This window comes from Youngimonas ophiurae (nom. illeg.), assembly GCF_049803795.1.
Classification (GTDB): domain Bacteria; phylum Pseudomonadota; class Alphaproteobacteria; order Rhodobacterales; family Rhodobacteraceae; genus Thalassobius.
On record NZ_JBNAGJ010000002.1, the window covers coordinates 606,575 to 623,396 of the forward strand.

Below are 16,822 nucleotides of genomic sequence, written 5' to 3' on the forward strand. Positions count from 1 at the left end.
ATTTAGAAGATGGACACGATTTTCGCCCTTGCCACGGCTTATGGCAAGGCCGGGGTCGCGGTGATCCGCGTTTCCGGCCCTTTGGCACATCATGCGGGGGAAACCCTGTGCGAGGGGAAACTGCCGAAACCTCGGGTGGCTGGTCTGCGCATTTTGCTGGATTCTCAGGGTGGGCGACTGGACGAAGCCTTGGTGCTTGTCTTCTCGGGTAAAGCCAGTTTTACCGGCGAACCTGTTGTCGAATTTCAGCTACATGGCAGCACGGCGATCACCTCGGCGGTGCTACGCGAACTGGCAGAAATTGAAGGGCTGAGACCCGCCGAACCTGGAGAGTTTACCCGCCGTGCGCTTGAAAATGGGCGTCTGGACCTGGCTCAGGTCGAAGGATTGGCGGATCTTATTGATGCGGAAACCGAGGCGCAAAGACGTCAGGCGCTCAGGGTTTTTTCGGGTGATCTGGGTAAGAAAGCCGAGGTGTGGCGGACTGATCTTATACGTGCGGCTGCTCTGTTAGAGGCTACGATTGATTTCGCTGACGAAGAGGTTCCTACGGATGTTTCGCCCGAAGTTTCTGAATTAATTGATAAAACAGTCGCCTCGCTTGATATTGAGGTCAAGGGGGCGTCGGCTGCTGAACGGGTACGCACTGGATTCGAGGTGGCGATTGTCGGCGCGCCGAATGTCGGAAAATCCACGCTGCTGAATGCTTTGGCGGGTCGGGATGCGGCGATCACCTCTGAATTTGCCGGGACAACGCGCGACGTTATCGAGGTCCGGATGGATCTGGGCGGCGTCCCGGTCACCGTCTTGGATACGGCAGGTTTGCGCGAAACAGAGGATAAGGTTGAGGAAATCGGAATCGCGCGGGCACGTGAACGCGCGCGTCTTGCGGATCTGCGTGTTTTTCTGATTGAGGACGGGAATCCTCCGGATTTTGAACCCGAACCCGAAGATCTGATTTTCCGGGCTAAGGCTGATCTGCTGAAGGATAAGACGGATGCCATTTCCGGGATCAGTGGCGCGGGTGTTTCGAATCTGGTAAGCAAGGTTACTCAAATTCTGGGGGAGCGCGCCTCGTCTGTTGGGGTTGCCACGCGCGAACGGCATAGGATTGCGATGATCCAGGCAGCGATGTCTCTGGCAGTTGCTAGGGATTTAGCCCTATCCGGAGAAGAAATGACTGATCTGGCAGCCGAGGAATTACGAACGGCAATTCGTGCCTTGGACTCCTTGGTTGGCCGCGTAGATGTGGAAAATGTTCTGGATGAGATTTTCTCGAGTTTTTGTCTTGGGAAGTAAGGAGTGTTTCACGTGAAACAATTCGACTTCGATGTTGTTGTCATTGGCGGAGGTCACGCAGGATGCGATGCCGCCCATGCGGCTGCGCGTATGGGTGCAAAGACGGCCTTGATTACGCTGACCTATGCGGGAATCGGCGTGATGTCCTGTAATCCGGCGATTGGGGGGCTTGGGAAAGGCCATCTTGTTCGAGAGATTGACGCCATGGACGGCGTGATGGGACGTGTGGCCGATGTCTCGGGTATTCAGTTTCGATTGTTAAATCGCAGAAAAGGCCCAGCTGTGCAGGGGCCCCGAACCCAGTCGGATCGTAAACTTTACCGCCATGCTATGCAAAAAGAGCTGGCCGAGGCGCAGAATCTAACCATTCTGGAAGGCGAGGTTACCGATTTTATCCAGTCAAACGGGCGTATTCGCGGGGTCATCTTAGAAGATGGCAGTATGATACCCGCCCGGAATGTCGTCCTGACGACCGGGACATTTCTGCGCGGCGTGATTCATATTGGGGATGTTCAACACCCCGGAGGCCGGATGGGAGATCGCCCCTCAGTCCCCTTGGCTGAACGGATGGATAGTTTCGATCTGCCTCTGGGACGTTTGAAAACGGGAACTCCGCCTCGCCTGGATGGGCGCACAATCAAGTGGGATCTTTTGGATTCGCAGCCGGGCGATGATGATCCGGCAATGTTTTCTTTCCTATCGAAAGGGCCCCAAGTTCGTCAGATTTCTTGCGGAATCACCCACACGAATGAGACAACCCATCAGATCATTCGGGATAACCTGTCTCGGTCCGCAATGTATGGCGGGCATATTGAGGGGGTAGGGCCACGATATTGCCCCTCGATTGAGGATAAGATCGTACGATTTGCCGATAAGGCCTCGCATCAGATTTTCCTAGAGCCAGAAGGTCTGGATGATCATACGGTTTACCCGAATGGTATCTCTACGTCGCTTCCTCAGGATGTTCAGGAATCCTATGTACGGTCAATCTATGGGCTTGAGGATGCGGAAATATTACAGCCTGGATATGCGATCGAATATGACTATGTTGATCCACGTGCGCTGGATGATCGTCTGGCGGTAAAAACCGTTCCTGGCCTTTATCTGGCTGGTCAAATCAACGGCACCACCGGATATGAAGAGGCCGCTGCACAGGGGCTGGTTGCAGGTTTGAACGCTGCGGCCGATGCTCTGGGTAAGGATCCAATTCATTTTAGTCGCCGAGAGAGCTATATCGGCGTCATGATTGATGATCTGATCACCCGAGGCGTTTCTGAACCCTATCGCATGTTTACCTCGCGCGCTGAATTCCGCCTGTCTTTGCGCGCGGATAACGCAGATCAAAGACTGACGCCTTTGGGGATAGAAATTGGATGCGTTGGCTCTGAACGTGCGGGTATATTCCTGGAAAAAGCTGATAGGCTCTCGAAAGGAGAGGCCCTGTTGAAGGGCTCGGATTTCTCTTCTCGGGATTTGGCGAAGGCAGGAATGAAGGTGAATCAAGACGGGGCTCGTCGCAATCTTTACCAGATTCTGGCTTTTCCGGACGCTGATTTCGGGCTTCTTGAAAAGCTGGATCATAGCGTTTCTGAATTGGATGAAGAAACAAAATCGCAGCTGGCCAAGGATGCGCTTTATGCGAATTATATTGATCGGCAGAAGCGCGATGTCGAGGCAATGAAGCGCGATGAGCAGCATGTTATTCCTGATGCGTTCTCGTATGAGGGTGTAGAGGGGTTGTCGAATGAGTTGACTAAAAAGTTGACTTTGGCGCGACCTCGAACTTTGGCTCATGCCAGTCGTGTCGAGGGAATGACCCCAGCCGCCTTAATGCTGCTGTTGGCCAAGCTAAGGCAGGAAAAGAGAGATCGTTCAGCGTGACCAAAGCAGACCTGGATGTTTCACGTGAAACAATCGAGAAGCTCGAAACCTATGTAGAGCTTCTGAAAAAGTGGAATCCCCGCATCAATCTGGTGTCCAAATCCACGATTGATGCGGTTTGGCAGCGCCATATCCAAGATTCAGCGCAGATTTTCGATCTTGCGCCGGTAGATTTTCAGCATTGGGTTGATTTGGGAAGTGGCGGAGGCTTTCCGGGGCTTGTTTGCGCAATATTATCCCAGGGACGCAACCCGCAGGCGTTGTTTACATTGGTTGAAAGCGATGCACGTAAATCTGTCTTCCTGCGGACAGTTATTCGTGAAATTGGGCTGAATGCCCAGGTGATCACCGATAGAATCGAGCAAACTTTACCGTTGAACGCCGATGTCCTATCTGCACGAGCATTGGCGGATTTGTCCGTTTTGTTAGAGTTTTCTCAGCGTCATATGCAAGAATCGGGCATTGCTTTGTTCCCCAAAGGCGTCAACTGGAAAAATGAGGTTCAAACGGCAGAAGCCTCGTGGTTTTTTGAATGGGAACAGACTAAGAGTAAAACGGAACCAGGGGCCGTCATTCTAAGAATCGGAGGTATTTCCCGTGTCTGATCCGACCCGTCCGCCCGGACCGAAAATCATTGCCGTAGCCAATCAGAAAGGTGGGGTCGGAAAAACCACAACGACGATCAATCTTGGCTCGGCGCTTGCCGCATTGGGGTGTCGCGTGCTGATTATTGACCTTGATCCGCAGGGAAACGCTTCAACCGGGTTGGGAATCGAAACCGAAGATCGTGAATTCACTACCTATGAGCTGTTGCTTGACGATGCTGATCTGTCAGAGGTGATTCAACAAACGAACACCAAGGATTTGTCCATCGTCCCGGCGACGGTTGATTTATCATCGGCGGATATAGAGCTGATTTCAAATGAAAAAAGGTCATTCCTGCTGCATGATGCCTTGCGACAGCACGCGATGGATGCTTATGCCTTTGATTTCGTTCTGATTGACTGCCCGCCTTCGCTAAATTTGCTGACTGTGAATGCAATGGTTGCCGCGCATTCCGTTCTGGTGCCTCTACAATCCGAATTCTTTGCGCTAGAGGGATTGTCGCAATTGATGTTGACCATCCGAGAGGTGCGGCAGACGGCGAATCCGAACCTTCGGATCGAAGGTGTTGTGTTGACGATGTATGATGCACGCAACAACTTGTCTCAGCAGGTCGAAGATGACGCGCGCGATAATCTTGGGGATTTGGTGTTTTCTACGGTCATTCCCCGAAATGTCCGTGTGAGCGAGGCGCCCTCATTTGCGATGCCCGTTCTGGAATACGATCCGAAATCCAAGGGCGCTTTGGCCTATCTGGATCTCGCGCGCGAGCTTTTGAATAATAACGTCCGCGCCGCGGCATAAGAAATAAATGAGGCTGATATGAGTGAAAAACGAAACAAACCCCGCGGTTTGGGGCGTGGCCTGTCCGCGTTGATGGCTGATGTTGCTCCGACTGAGACTGCCCCTGAAGAGGGAGGTCAGCGACGTGCGGATTTGACGGTTCCAGTCGAGAAGATTTTCCCTAATCCGGATCAGCCTCGGCGTACTTTTACTGCTGAACAGCTGGATGAACTGGCCGCCTCGATCAAGGAAAAGGGCATCATTCAGCCGTTGATCGTGCGCCATCGCCCTGGAAAAAGTGGCGAGTATGAGATCGTCGCAGGCGAGCGCCGCTGGCGTGCGGCTCAGATGGCTCAACTGCACAGCATTCCTATCTTGGTGCGTGAGTTTAATGATACCGAAGTTCTTGAGGTTGCGATCATCGAGAACATCCAGCGCGCGGACCTGAATGCCGTCGAAGAGGCTGCGGGCTATCGCCAGTTGATGGAGAAATTCGGACACACACAGGAAAAACTGTCTGAGGTTTTAGGGAAAAGCCGCAGCTATATCGCCAATCTGGTGCGTTTGCTGAACTTGCCTGAAGAGGTTCAAGAGTTTGTCCGCGATGGGAAATTGTCGGCCGGCCATGCCCGCGCGCTGATCACCGCCGAGGATCCGGTTGCTTTGGCGAAACGTGTGATCAATGGAAATCTCTCGGTACGTGAGACGGAAAGACTGGCAAAAGGCCCGAAGGAATCGACCCAAACATCGCCTAAAACGGCTCGATCCAAGCCTGAGAAGGACGCAGATACCCGCGCATTAGAGGGCGATCTGAGCGCAAATCTGGGTATGAAAGTCTCGATTGATCACTCTGACGGGCAAGAATCCGGTAAGGTCACGATCAGCTACAATAATTTAGAGCAACTGGACGAGGTTTGCCGCCTTCTGTCATCTATGAATTAGGGCGCGTCCAGATGAAAGTCAGAACTGCGCCCAGCGTGATGGCCTGAATAATCAGGATCATCGGGCGCAGACCCATGATCAGCGAAATCGCAAAAACCACGGCGATTGAAAGAGTGGCAATACGCTTACCCTTTGCGCTGATCGCTCCGTGATCCTGCCAGTCCTGGATCGAAGGCCCAAAGGTAGGATGAGAGATCAGCCAATTGTGCAGCCTCTCGCTAGAGCGGGCAAAAAAGAACGCAGCCAGAATCATAAGAGGCACCGTTGGGACAAGAGGTAAAATGATCCCAACAAGCCCGATTGCGACACTAATCAACCCTAAAATGGCCCATATGTAGCGCATAGTCAGTCTATCAACAGTTCTCGGATAACAGTATTCAACACCATTCTACCCTCTTTGGATACTGACAGACTGTCGCCTTTCAGCGCGATCATGCCGATATCCTGTAGGTAGCTTAGTTGCTTGGCATTCAAGGGGCGGTTCGCCAGATTTTCCAGCCGTGAGACTGAGATACCTTCTTGTAGGCGCAGCCCCATCATCAGATATTCATTCCCCTGGTCATGCGGGCAGAGCGGTTCAAATTGCCGCTCGGTCTGTCCGCTCACGCTGAGATCAAGCCATTTTTGGGGATTCGAATATGCTTCGGTAGCGTGTTTCTGGCCGTTTAGCGTCAGGCGTCCATGCGCACCGGGGCCGATGCCGATGTAGTCTCCGTAGCGCCAATAGATACAATTGTGCAGGGACTCGGCGCCGGGCTTTGCGTGATTTGATACCTCATAGGCCCGCATTCCAGCTTCACCGCAGATGTCCTGTGTCGCTTCGTACATATCTGCGGCCAGATCATCAGCAGGCAGGCCCTTTAGCCCGCCGCGATTATAACGATCGCCAAAGGCTGTACCTTGCTCGATTGTCAGCTGATACAGAGACACATGATCAATCGCCATCGAGAGGGCTTCGCGCAGTTCGGCCTGCCAATCGGCCAGGGTCTGATCCTGCCTGGCGTAGATCAAATCAAAGCTGACCCGATCAAACTGAGAGCGGGCGATATCGAAGGCGAATTTGGCCTCTTCGACAGAGTGAATACGCCCCAAAAGACGCAAATCACGGTTATTCAGAGCCTGAATCCCCATCGAAACGCGATTCACCCCCGCCTGTGCATAGCCAGAAAAACGCCCCGCATCGACAGAGCCGGGATTCGCTTCGAGCGTGATTTCAGCATTATTGGACAGTGACCAGTTCGAGCGGATACGCTCCAGAATGCCATGAACCACCTCGGGGTCCATCAAGCTGGGCGTCCCTCCGCCAAAGAAAACCGAGTTCAGAGGCCGTCCACCGCACATCTCGGCGTATCGGTCAATTTCGGATAAATAGGCTCTAAGCCAGCGGGATTGATCAATTTCTCGGGCAACATGGCTGTTGAAATCGCAATAGGGGCATTTGGCCTGACAGAACGGCCAATGGACGTAAATCCCGAAGCCACCGTTCTGCCAATCCTCAATCAAAGCAGCCTGCCACCAGTTTGGCAAAAGCGTCGGCGCGGTGGCTCATCTTGTGTTTTTCTGCGGGGTCCATTTCACCAAAAGTGATGTCGAACCCGTTGGGCACAAAGATCGGATCGTAGCCAAAACCGTGTTCGCCGCGCATGGGCCAGGTGACCTGGCCTTCGACTTTGCCGACGAACAGTTCATCATGGCCATCTGGCCAGGCCAGGCAAAGCGTGCAGTTGAACGCGGCGGACCGGGGGAAGGGGGCGTTTTTCGCCTCTAGCAGGGCCCAGGTTTTTTCCATCGCCATGGCGAAATCACGCCCGTTCGGTGTTTCGGCCCAATCAGCGGTGTAAACGCCGGGCGCGCCGTCCAAGGCATCCACGGAAATCCCGCTGTCATCGGACAGCGCGGGCAGGCCGGTTTTTTGCGCGGCGTAATGCGCCTTGATCCGGGCGTTTCCGGCGAAAGTGTCCTCGGTTTCTTCGGGTTTGTCCAGGCCATGATCGGCGGCCGAGGACACAGAAATCCCGAAAGGTGCCAGCAAAGCCGCGATTTCCCGCAGCTTGCCTTTGTTATGGCTGGCCAGAACCAGCTGATCGCCGTCGAACTTACGCATCAACAGCGGCCTTTTGCGCTGCGGCCAGTTCGGCGACGCCTTTTTCGGCCAGATCCATCAACTGGTTCATCTGGTCGCGCGTGTAGGTGGCGCCCTCGGCGGACATTTGCACCTCGATCAGGCGACCGCTTTCCAGCATGATGAAGTTTCCATCCACGCCGGCCTCGCTATCTTCGGGGTAATCCAGATCCAGCACGGGCTGACCGGCGTAAATCCCGCAGGACACGGCGGCGACGGGCTCGACCAACGGATCGGTCTTTACGATACCGGCCTTCATCAGCTTATTCACGGCCAGACGCAGCGCAACCCACCCCCCGGTGATCGAGGCGCAGCGGGTGCCGCCATCAGCCTGGATGACATCGCAATCCACGGTGATCTGACGTTCGCCCAGGGCAACGCGATCCACGCCAGCGCGCAGGGATCGACCAATAAGGCGTTGAATTTCAACGGTTCTTCCGCCTTGTTTGCCCGCTGCTGCCTCGCGGCGCATCCGGCTGGTGGTGGATCGGGGCAGCATCCCGTATTCCGCTGTCACCCAGCCCAGACCCGAGCCCTTGATGAACGGAGGCACGCGGTCCTCGATCGTGGCGGTGCATAGAACATGGGTGTCGCCCATGCGGATCATGCACGAACCCTCTGCATGTTTGGTGACGCCAGTTTCAATCGAAACCGTGCGCATTTCGTTCAGCTGTCTACCGGATGGACGCATGATAATTCCCCTTTTGTTAAGGGTCAGATACAGGGCAAGCCTTCTGAAACGCAAGGGTGATTGACCTTTGGCGCGTTGGCTCTTTAATGGCGTGCTGGTAGGGTAGGGGCCATGGTGTCGGAAAACAACATTCTGGAAGAGCTGAACGACCGCTCGCGCGAGGTGTTTCGCCGCGTTGTCGAGGGCTATCTGCATAATGGTGAACCCGTCGGATCGCGCAGCCTGACCCGCACACTAAGCGAGAAGGTGAGCGCCGCCACCATCCGCAACGTCATGCAAGACCTAGAGTATATGGGCCTGCTGGACAGCCCCCATGTGTCCGCCGGACGTGTGCCAACGCAGATGGGGCTGCGGATGTTCGTGGACGGGTTCCTGGAGGTGCGGGATCTGGATCAGCAGGACCGGCTGAAACTGGATGAAACCCTGACGACGAATTCTCATGATGTGGGCGGGCTTTTGGATCGGGTCAGCACGGCCTTGTCCGGGGTGACGCAGGGGGCATCCATTGTTCTGACCCCGAAACACGAGGCCCCGATCAAACATCTGGAATTCGTGTCCTTGGGGGCGGAGCGGGCCTTGGTGGTGCTGGTCTTTGCCGATGGTCATGTGGAAAACCGGCTGTTCACGCCGCCGCCCGGTCAGACGCCCTCGTCCATGCGGGAGGCCGCGAATTTCCTGAACGCGCTGATCGAGGGCAAAACCCTGTCCGATCTGCATACCGAAATCCGCAAGGCCATCGACAGCCGCCGGCAAGAGATTGACGCGCTGGCGCGCGATCTGGTCGAAAGCGGGCTGGCCGTCTGGGAAAACGAGGGCGACCGCAACGAGCGCCTGATCGTCCGCGGCCGTGCGAATCTGCTCAGCCCCGAAGGCAACGGAGAAGACCTGGATCGCATTCGCGTGCTGTTCGACGATCTGGAACGCAAGCGCGACATCGAGGAATTCCTGCAACTGACCGAAGCGGGCGAAGGTGTGCGCATTTTTATCGGCTCGGAAAACAAACTTTTCTCACTTTCGGGTTCCTCTTTGGTGGTTTCTCCTTATATGAACGCTGATCGTAAAATTATCGGTGCGGTGGGCGTGATCGGCCCCACGCGCCTGAACTATGGACGGATCGTGCCGATTGTGGATTACACGGCACAACTGGTCGGAAAAATGATTTCGGACCGGAGCTAGAGGTAGAACTATGGCAGAGCCCAAGAACGACGATTTTCTTGACGACATCGAAACCGCCGAAGCCGAGGCCTTTGCAGACGAGATGGAAGAGATCTCGGACGCCGAGCTGGAGGTGGATGCGCTGCGTGCCGAACGCGACGACTACAAAGATAAATTCATGCGCGCGCTGGCCGATGCCGAAAACGCGCGCAAACGCGCGGATAAACAGCGCCGCGAAGGGGAGCAGTACGGCGGCTCGAAACTGGCCCGCGATGTGCTGCCCGTTTATGACAACATGAAACGCGCGCTGGATGCGGTCACGGATGAGCACCGCGACCAGTTCGGCGCCGTTCTGGAAGGTGTCGAGCTGACCATGCGCGAACTGCTGAACGTGTTCAAAAAGCACGGGATCGAGCTGATCGCGCCTGAAGTGGGCGAAAAATTCGACCCGAACCTGCACGAAGCCATGTTCGAAGCCCCCGTGCCCGGCACCAAGGCAGGTGACATCATTCAGGTCTCGGCCGAAGGGTTCAAACTGCATGATCGCTTGCTGCGCCCGGCGCAGGTGGGCGTGTCCTCGACCCCGGCATAAGCGCGGTTCCATATGAAACAGTCAGCTCCCGCTCTTTGGCGGGAGTTTTCATTTCAGGGCTTTCAGCTCGTAAATCAGATCCAAAGCCTGACGCGGAGTCATCGTGTCCGGGTGGACGTCCTCTAGGCGCTTTTCCACCTCGGAGTCCCTGGTCTGAACGGGGGCGGGCGGCGGCGCGGCAGAAAACAGTGGCAGATCGTCAATCGTCGCCTCTTTCTTGGTGCCCTCACGCTCGCCTTTTTCCAAAGCATCCAGAACGATCCGCGCGCGGGCGACAACGGCCTCGGGCAGACCGGCTAGTTTGGCGACCTGAACACCGTAAGACCGATCCGCCGCGCCCTTGCGCACCTCGTGCAGGAAAATCACCTCGCCCTCATATTCCTTCACTGCGACGGTGGCGTTTGCCACGCCGGTCAGCTTCTCAGCAAGCGAGGTCATCTCGTGATAATGCGTTGCGAACAGGGCCCGCGATTTGTTCACGTCATGCAAATGTTCCAGTGTGGCCCAGGCGATGGACAGCCCGTCATACGTAGCGGTGCCGCGCCCGATCTCGTCCAGGATTACCAGCGCACGGTCGTCGGCCTGGTTCAGAATTGCGGCGGTTTCGACCATTTCCACCATAAAGGTTGAGCGCCCCCGCGCCAGATCATCCGAGGCTCCGACGCGGCTGAACAGCTGGCTGACCATCCCAATATGCGCCGATTGAGCCGGCACGTAACTGCCGATCTGAGCCAGCAGCGCAATAAGAGCATTCTGCCGCAGAAAGGTCGATTTACCGGCCATGTTCGGGCCGGTCAGCAGCCAAATTGCGGCGCTGTCATTTTGCGCGGTCAGGTCACAATCATTGGCAACGAAAGGCGTATTTCCCTGTTTGCGCAGCGCCTGTTCGACAACCGGATGACGCCCGCCCTGTATGTTCAGCGCGCGGCTGTTGTCTACCTTGGGTTTGCACCAATTCTCGCCCCGCGCCAGATCGGCCAGAGCCGTGGATAGGTCAATTTCTGCCAGCGCGCGGGCGGCGGCGTTAACCTTGTCCGCGACGTGCAGAATAGCCTGACGGAGCGTCTCGAATACGCGTTTTTCGATCTCCAGAGCGCGGCCACCGGCGTTGAGGATTTTCGTCTCCATTTCAGATAGTGGCACTGTGGTAAAGCGCACCTGATTGGCCGTTGTCTGGCGATGTTTAAACGTGTCCGACAGGGGTTCGGACAGCATTTTTTCGGCGTGGGTCGCGGTGACCTCAACGAAATAGCCAAGAACATTATTATGCTTAATTTTCAAAGAGTTAATTCCGGTATCAGCGATGTATTCCTGCTGCATTCCGGCAATAACGCTGCGGCCTTCGTCGCGTAGTTGGCGCATTTCGTCCAGCTCGTTATCAAAACCGGGGGCGATAAAGCCGCCGTCGCGCGTCAGAAGGGGGGGCTCGGCGACCAGGGACTGATCCAGCAGGTCCAGCAGATCTTCGTGTCCGATCAGATCCTGCGCGGCCTGGTTCAGAAGCTGGGGCAGGGGGGCGCCGTTAAGAATTTCCGCGATTTGCCCGGCTTGCGCCAGGCCGTTCCGGATTGCGGCCAGATCACGCGGACCGCCCCGATCCAGACCAAGACGGGAGAGCGCGCGATCCAGGTCAGGCACCTTACGCAGTGCGTCATTCAGATCAGCGGCGACGCGGGTGTTTTCATAGGCGAAATCGACGGCGCTCAGGCGATCGTGCACGACATTCAACACGCGCGAGGGACTGGACAGCCGCCGCTCAAGCAGGCGTGCCCCGGCGGCGGTTACCGTGCGATCAATCGCCGCCAGAAGCGAGCCAGCCCGGCCGCCGCTTAGCGCATGGGTCAGCTCCAGATTTCGGCGCGTCGCGGCGTCGATCTGAACCACGCGGGCCTCGGCTTCGCGCTGGGGGCGGCGCAGCAGCGGCAGTTTGCCCTTTTGCGTGATTTCCAGATATTGAACGGTGGCGCCCATCGCGGACACCTCGGCGCGGGTGAATTGCCCGAACGAATCCAACGAGCCGACATCAAACAGCGCGCAAAGCCGCTTTTGCGCCGAAGTAGAGTCGAATGCAGCGGGCCCCAGAGGCGTGGCCGCAGCGCCGTTTTCGTCGATAATCTCGGTCAGGTTATGGGCATCGGAGCCAGCAATATACAGATCGTCGCTATCGGGAATGATCACCTCGGACGGGCGCAGACGGGCCAGTTCAGGGCCCAGACGCACCGGATCCAGAGGCATCACGTGGAATTCGCCGGTCGAGATATCGACCCAGGCCAAAGCCGCCTGATCACGTACCTGGGCGTAGCTGGCCAAGAAGTTGTGACGGCGGGCCTCAAGCAGGGATTCCTCGGTCAGGGTGCCGGGGGTGACCAGCCGCACGACCTCGCGTCGGACCACGGATTTCGAGCCGCGCTTTTTGGCTTCGGCCGGGTCTTCCATCTGTTCGCAGACAGCAACGCGGAAACCTTTGCGGATCAGGGTCAGGAAATAGCCCTCGGCGGCGTGAACGGGGACGCCGCACATGGGGATGTCCTGATCCTGATGTTTGCCGCGTTTCGTCAGCGCGATGTCTAGCGCCTCGGCTGCGGCGATGGCGTCCTGAAAAAACATCTCATAGAAATCGCCCATCCGGTAAAACAGCAGGGCATCGGGGTGGCCCTCTTTGATTTCCAGATATTGCGCCATCATTGGCGTGACTTTACCCACGTCCGTCCCCCTGTTCGTTCCGGCAAACCTTACAAATCCGCGCAAACAGGTGAAAGCCGAAAACGTGTTTGTGTTGAGACTGAGGCCAGAGACATGTATGAGGCGTGAGCCCAACCATTCACAGGCCCGATCACATGACGAAAAACCGCATCACCCCCGAAGAGGCGCTGGCCTTCCATCTGGAACCCAGCCCCGGCAAATTTGACATCACCCCCAGCGTGCCGATGACCACGCAGCGGGATCTGTCGCTGGCCTATTCGCCGGGTGTGGCGGTTCCCTGCGAGGCGATCGCCGCGGTGCCGGAAACGGCCTATGACTATACCAACAAGGGGAACCTTGTGGCCGTGGTTTCGAACGGTACGGCGGTTCTGGGGCTGGGGAATCTGGGGGCGCTTGCCTCGAAACCTGTGATGGAGGGCAAGTCGGTTCTGTTCAAACGGTTCGCGGATGTGAACAGCATCGACATCGAGCTGGATACCGAAGACCCCGATGAGATCATCAAGGCCGTGAAGCTGATGGGCCCCACCTTTGGCGGGATCAACCTTGAGGACATCAAAGCGCCCGAATGTTTCATCATCGAGCAGAAGCTCAAGGAAGAGATGGATATCCCCGTCTTCCACGATGATCAGCATGGGACAGCGGTGATTTGTGCGGCGGGCCTGATCAACGCGCTGCATATCTCGGGTAAGCAAATCGAAGATGTGAAAATCGTGCTGAACGGTGCGGGGGCTGCCGGGATCGCTTGTATCGAATTGCTTAAGGCGATGGGCGCGCGGCACGAAAACTGCATCGTGTGTGATACCAAAGGTGTGATTTACCAGGGCCGGACCGAGGGCATGAACCAGTGGAAATCGGCTCATGCGGTGAAAACCGAGTTGCGCACGCTGGAAGAGGCGATGGTGGGCGCCGATGTGTTCCTGGGCGTGTCGGTCAAGGGTGCGGTAACGCCTGAAATGGTGGAATCCATGAACGACAATCCGGTGATTTTCGCCATGGCGAACCCCGATCCGGAAATTACCCCCGAAGAGGCCCACGCCGTGCGCGCCGATGCGATTGTTGCCACCGGACGGTCGGATTACCCCAACCAGGTGAACAACGTGTTGGGCTTCCCGTATCTGTTCCGCGGGGCGCTGGATATTCATGCCCGCGCCATCAATGACGAAATGAAAATCGCCTGCGCCGAGGCGCTGGCCGAACTGGCCCGTGAGGATGTGCCGGATGAGGTGGCGATGGCCTATGGTAAGGCGCTAAGCTTTGGCCGCGACTACATCATTCCCACGCCGTTTGACCCGCGCCTGATCTATACGATCCCGCCCGCCGTGGCCAAGGCCGGGATGGACACGGGGGCCGCGCGGCGCCCGATCATCGACATGGACGCCTATGAGGTGTCGCTGAAAACCCGGATGGACCCGACCGCCAGCATCCTGCGAGGGATCAACGCGCGCGCTCGGAACGCGCAGGCGCGGATGATCTTTGCCGAAGGCGACGACCCCCGCGTGCTGCGCGCGGCGGTGCAGTATCAACGCTCGGGCCTGGGTAAGGCGCTGGTTGTGGGCCGTCAGAACGATGTGAAGGAAAAGCTGGAAGCCGCCGGTATGGGCGATGCGGTACGCGAGCTGGAGGTGGTGAACGCCGCCAACACCCGCCATTTGGATGCGTACAAGGATTTCCTGTACGAGCGGCTGCAACGCAAGGGCTATGACCGGCACGATATTCACCGCCTGGCGGCCCGTGACCGGCATGTCTTCAGCGCGTTGATGCTGGCGCATGGGCATGGCGATGGTCTGGTCACTGGCGCGACCCGGAAATCGGCCCACGTGATGGAGCTGATCAACCATGTGTTTGACGCCGATGCCGAACATGGCGCGGCTGGCGTCACTGCGATCATCCATAAGGGGCGGATCGTGCTGATCTCGGATACGTTGGTGCATGAATGGCCCGACGAAGAGGATCTGGCCAACATCGCTGAACGCTCGGCCGGGGTGGCGCGGCATCTGGGGCTGGACCCGCGTGTGGCCTTTGTCAGCTTCTCGACCTTTGGCTATCCGGTGTCCGAACGGGCCGAGAAAATGCACATCGCCCCCAAAGTGCTGGAGGCCCGCGGCGTCGATTTCGAATACGAGGGTGAGATGACCGTCGATGTGGCGCTGAACGCCAAAGCCGCCGAGGCCTATCCGTTCCAGCGCCTGTCCGGCCCGGCGAATATTCTGGTGGTGCCTGCGCGTCACTCGGCCTCGATCAGCGTGAAACTGATGCAGGAAATGGCAGGGGCCACGGTGATCGGCCCGATCCTGTCCGGCGTGGATAAGTCCATTCAGATTTGCTCGACCAACGCGACGGCAAATGACATTCTGAACATGGCCATTCTGGCCGCGTGTAAGGTGGGTTAACCCAGGGAGGGCCCGAATGACCATCTGGAACCTCGGGTCTATCAATGCCGATTACCTGTATCGCGTGCCGCATCTGCCCGAACCGGGCGAGACAATTGCGGCCTCTTCGCTGGTGCGTGGGCTGGGCGGCAAAGGCGCGAACATGTCGGTGGCCGCCGCCCGTGCCGGTGCGCGGGCTGCGCATATCGGGGCGGTTGGATCAGACGGGCGCTGGGCGGTGGATCGGCTGACGGAATACGGTGTCGATACCCGCTGGATTCGCGAGGTTTCGGAACCGACGGGCCATGCAATCATTCATCTGGATGATGAGGGTGAAAACGCCATCGTGATTTACCCCGGTGCCAATCGCGATGTTCCTGAATCCGTTGTGGGACTGGCCCTGGCCGAAGCACATCACGGTGACATTCTGCTGATGCAGAATGAGACCAACAAACAGAGGTTTGCCGCTGAAATAGGCTCGAAACTGGGGCTGACGATCGCCTATGCCGCCGCTCCTTTTTCCGTTGCGGCAATCACTGCAATTCTGCCGATGCTGGACATGTTGATCCTGAACGCGATCGAGATGGAGCAGCTGCATTCTGCAACCGGGCTGGTGCCCGGCCCCGAGATGGATGTGTCCACGGTTTTGGTGACACGCGGCGCTGAGGGCTGCGTTCTGTTCGAGCGGCATCGTGATTTCGAACCTCAGAGCTTTCCCGCGCTCAAGGTCGATCCTGTGGACACTACGGGCGCAGGCGATACTTTCACCGGCTATTTTCTGGCGGGTCTGGATCGCGGGCTGCCCGCGGCTCAGGCCATTGATCTGGCCACGCGTGCGGCTGCTTTGATGGTGACTCGTAAAGGCACCGCTGACGTCATCCCAGATCTGAAAGAGGTGCAGGCGTTCTAATGTGCGAAGGGCGCTGCCTTTCCCCATAGCTGCTTAACCCGCTTGTCGCGTCCGCAGGCCTCGCGGTATTTTTTATACGCCTTGGATTGTTTGACCGGGCCAAAGCGAGTCAGGACGATTTTGTCCCCCTTATAGTAATCCTGGTGATATGCCTCGGCCTTGAAAAAGCGTGTTTCGGGCAGGATTGGGGTCACAATTTTTTGCCCCAGCGATTTCTGTGCCTGGTTTAGCGCAGTTTCGGCAATCGCCTTTTCCCTGGTGCCGGATACAAAGATTGCGGTGCGATAACTATCCCCGCGATCACAGAATTGGCCACCCGCGTCCGTCGGATCGACCGAGCGGAAAAACATGTTCAACAGCTGGGCTGCGCTGACGACATCAGGGTCATAGTGGATCTGAACGGCCTCATAATGCCCTGTGCCGCCGCGTGTCACCTGTTTGTACGTCGGGTTCCGGACCGACCCGCCGGTGTAACCCGAGACAACCTCTTGCACGCCTTTGACCTGCTCGAAATCCGATTCCACGCACCAGAAGCACCCACCGGCTACGGTCAGAGTCTGAGTGGGTGCGGCCTGGGCGCGGCTGCATTCCAGCAGCACTCCGAAAAGGATGGCAAGCACCAATAAGGCAGGTTTAAGCGTCTTGAAATGTGTGGTCATGGCTATTCCCCTTTGGTGTCAGGATGACTTACGCCCAGTTGTTCGCCAATCCCCTGCAATCGAATGTCACGCAAGGGTGAGACGCCGTGAAGCCGCTTGCGCCAGTTGAATCC

The 16,822-nt window shown here is 57.1% G+C and carries 15 protein-coding genes; 9 read left to right on the forward strand and 6 right to left on the reverse strand.

Going from position 1 to position 16,822, the window contains the following annotated elements; all coding sequences use genetic code 11:
• The first annotated feature begins 9 nt into the window (after positions 1 to 9).
• From mnmE to ACP15O_RS07430, 5 genes are read left to right on the forward strand one after another with little or no spacing between them, the layout of a single operon-like run.
• Complete coding sequence (gene mnmE / locus ACP15O_RS07410) at positions 10 to 1,299, forward strand: tRNA uridine-5-carboxymethylaminomethyl(34) synthesis GTPase MnmE (protein WP_425095415.1); 1,290 nt, start codon at positions 10 to 12, stop codon at positions 1,297 to 1,299.
• A 12-nt stretch (positions 1,300 to 1,311) separates the two neighbouring features.
• Positions 1,312 to 3,180: a tRNA uridine-5-carboxymethylaminomethyl(34) synthesis enzyme MnmG gene (mnmG, locus tag ACP15O_RS07415; protein ID WP_425095416.1), complete on the forward strand. Its 1,869-nt coding sequence runs from the start codon at positions 1,312 to 1,314 to the stop codon at positions 3,178 to 3,180.
• Positions 3,177 to 3,785, forward strand: a complete 609-nt coding sequence (gene rsmG, locus ACP15O_RS07420) for a 16S rRNA (guanine(527)-N(7))-methyltransferase RsmG (RefSeq protein ID WP_425095417.1) — start codon at positions 3,177 to 3,179, stop codon at positions 3,783 to 3,785. The genes mnmG and rsmG overlap by 4 nt, the downstream gene beginning before the upstream one ends.
• Positions 3,778 to 4,587 carry a ParA family protein gene (locus ACP15O_RS07425; protein WP_425095418.1) on the forward strand — a complete coding sequence of 270 codons (810 nt, stop codon included), beginning with the start codon at positions 3,778 to 3,780 and terminating at the stop codon, positions 4,585 to 4,587. Before rsmG ends, ACP15O_RS07425 begins: the two co-directional genes overlap by 8 nt.
• Positions 4,588 to 4,605: 18 nt before the next feature.
• The gene (locus ACP15O_RS07430; protein WP_425095419.1) at positions 4,606 to 5,508 is read left to right on the forward strand and encodes a ParB/RepB/Spo0J family partition protein; all 903 of its coding nucleotides are present in this window, start codon (positions 4,606 to 4,608) and stop codon (positions 5,506 to 5,508) included.
• Here ACP15O_RS07430 and ACP15O_RS07435 read toward each other — a convergent pair.
• The 4 genes from ACP15O_RS07435 to rph are packed head-to-tail and all read right to left on the reverse strand — an operon-like array spanning position 5,498 to position 8,321.
• Complete coding sequence (locus tag ACP15O_RS07435; RefSeq protein ID WP_425095420.1) at positions 5,498 to 5,851, reverse strand: YbaN family protein; 354 nt, start codon at positions 5,849 to 5,851, stop codon at positions 5,498 to 5,500. The two genes, ACP15O_RS07430 and ACP15O_RS07435, sit on opposite strands and share 11 nt — an antisense overlap.
• A 2-nt stretch (positions 5,852 to 5,853) precedes the next feature.
• Complete coding sequence (hemW, locus tag ACP15O_RS07440) at positions 5,854 to 7,011, reverse strand: radical SAM family heme chaperone HemW (RefSeq protein WP_425095421.1); 1,158 nt, start codon at positions 7,009 to 7,011, stop codon at positions 5,854 to 5,856.
• Positions 7,004 to 7,612: an RdgB/HAM1 family non-canonical purine NTP pyrophosphatase gene (rdgB, locus tag ACP15O_RS07445; protein ID WP_425095422.1), complete on the reverse strand. Its 609-nt coding sequence runs from the start codon at positions 7,610 to 7,612 to the stop codon at positions 7,004 to 7,006. Before rdgB ends, hemW begins: the two co-directional genes overlap by 8 nt.
• Positions 7,605 to 8,321, reverse strand: coding sequence for a ribonuclease PH (rph, locus tag ACP15O_RS07450; RefSeq protein WP_425095423.1), 717 nt, complete (start codon positions 8,319 to 8,321; stop codon positions 7,605 to 7,607). Before rph ends, rdgB begins: the two co-directional genes overlap by 8 nt.
• Positions 8,322 to 8,432: 111 nt before the next feature.
• Here rph and hrcA point away from each other — a divergent pair, with 111 nt between their 5' ends.
• Together hrcA and ACP15O_RS07460 are read left to right on the forward strand one after the other, a co-directional pair.
• Complete coding sequence (gene hrcA / locus ACP15O_RS07455) at positions 8,433 to 9,497, forward strand: heat-inducible transcriptional repressor HrcA (protein WP_425095424.1); 1,065 nt, start codon at positions 8,433 to 8,435, stop codon at positions 9,495 to 9,497.
• A 10-nt stretch (positions 9,498 to 9,507) separates the two neighbouring features.
• Positions 9,508 to 10,068, forward strand: a complete 561-nt coding sequence (locus ACP15O_RS07460; protein WP_425095425.1) for a nucleotide exchange factor GrpE — start codon at positions 9,508 to 9,510, stop codon at positions 10,066 to 10,068.
• A 48-nt stretch (positions 10,069 to 10,116) separates the two neighbouring features.
• On the opposite strand, the gene mutS is transcribed toward ACP15O_RS07460, so the two are convergent.
• A complete protein-coding gene (gene mutS, locus ACP15O_RS07465) occupies positions 10,117 to 12,753 on the reverse strand; it encodes a DNA mismatch repair protein MutS (protein WP_425095485.1) in 2,637 nt (878 codons plus the stop codon).
• A 152-nt stretch (positions 12,754 to 12,905) separates the two neighbouring features.
• On the opposite strand from mutS, the gene ACP15O_RS07470 reads away from it, so the two are divergent.
• Entirely contained in the window at positions 12,906 to 15,161 is a 2,256-nt protein-coding gene (locus ACP15O_RS07470; protein ID WP_425095426.1) for an NADP-dependent malic enzyme, read from the forward strand.
• Between the two features lie 16 nt (positions 15,162 to 15,177).
• The gene (locus ACP15O_RS07475; RefSeq protein WP_425095427.1) at positions 15,178 to 16,050 is read left to right on the forward strand and encodes a ribokinase; all 873 of its coding nucleotides are present in this window, start codon (positions 15,178 to 15,180) and stop codon (positions 16,048 to 16,050) included.
• Here ACP15O_RS07475 and msrA read toward each other — a convergent pair.
• Positions 16,047 to 16,709, reverse strand: coding sequence for a peptide-methionine (S)-S-oxide reductase MsrA (msrA, locus tag ACP15O_RS07480; protein WP_425095428.1), 663 nt, complete (start codon positions 16,707 to 16,709; stop codon positions 16,047 to 16,049). The two genes, ACP15O_RS07475 and msrA, sit on opposite strands and share 4 nt — an antisense overlap.
• Between the last annotated feature and the right edge of the window lie 113 nt (positions 16,710 to 16,822).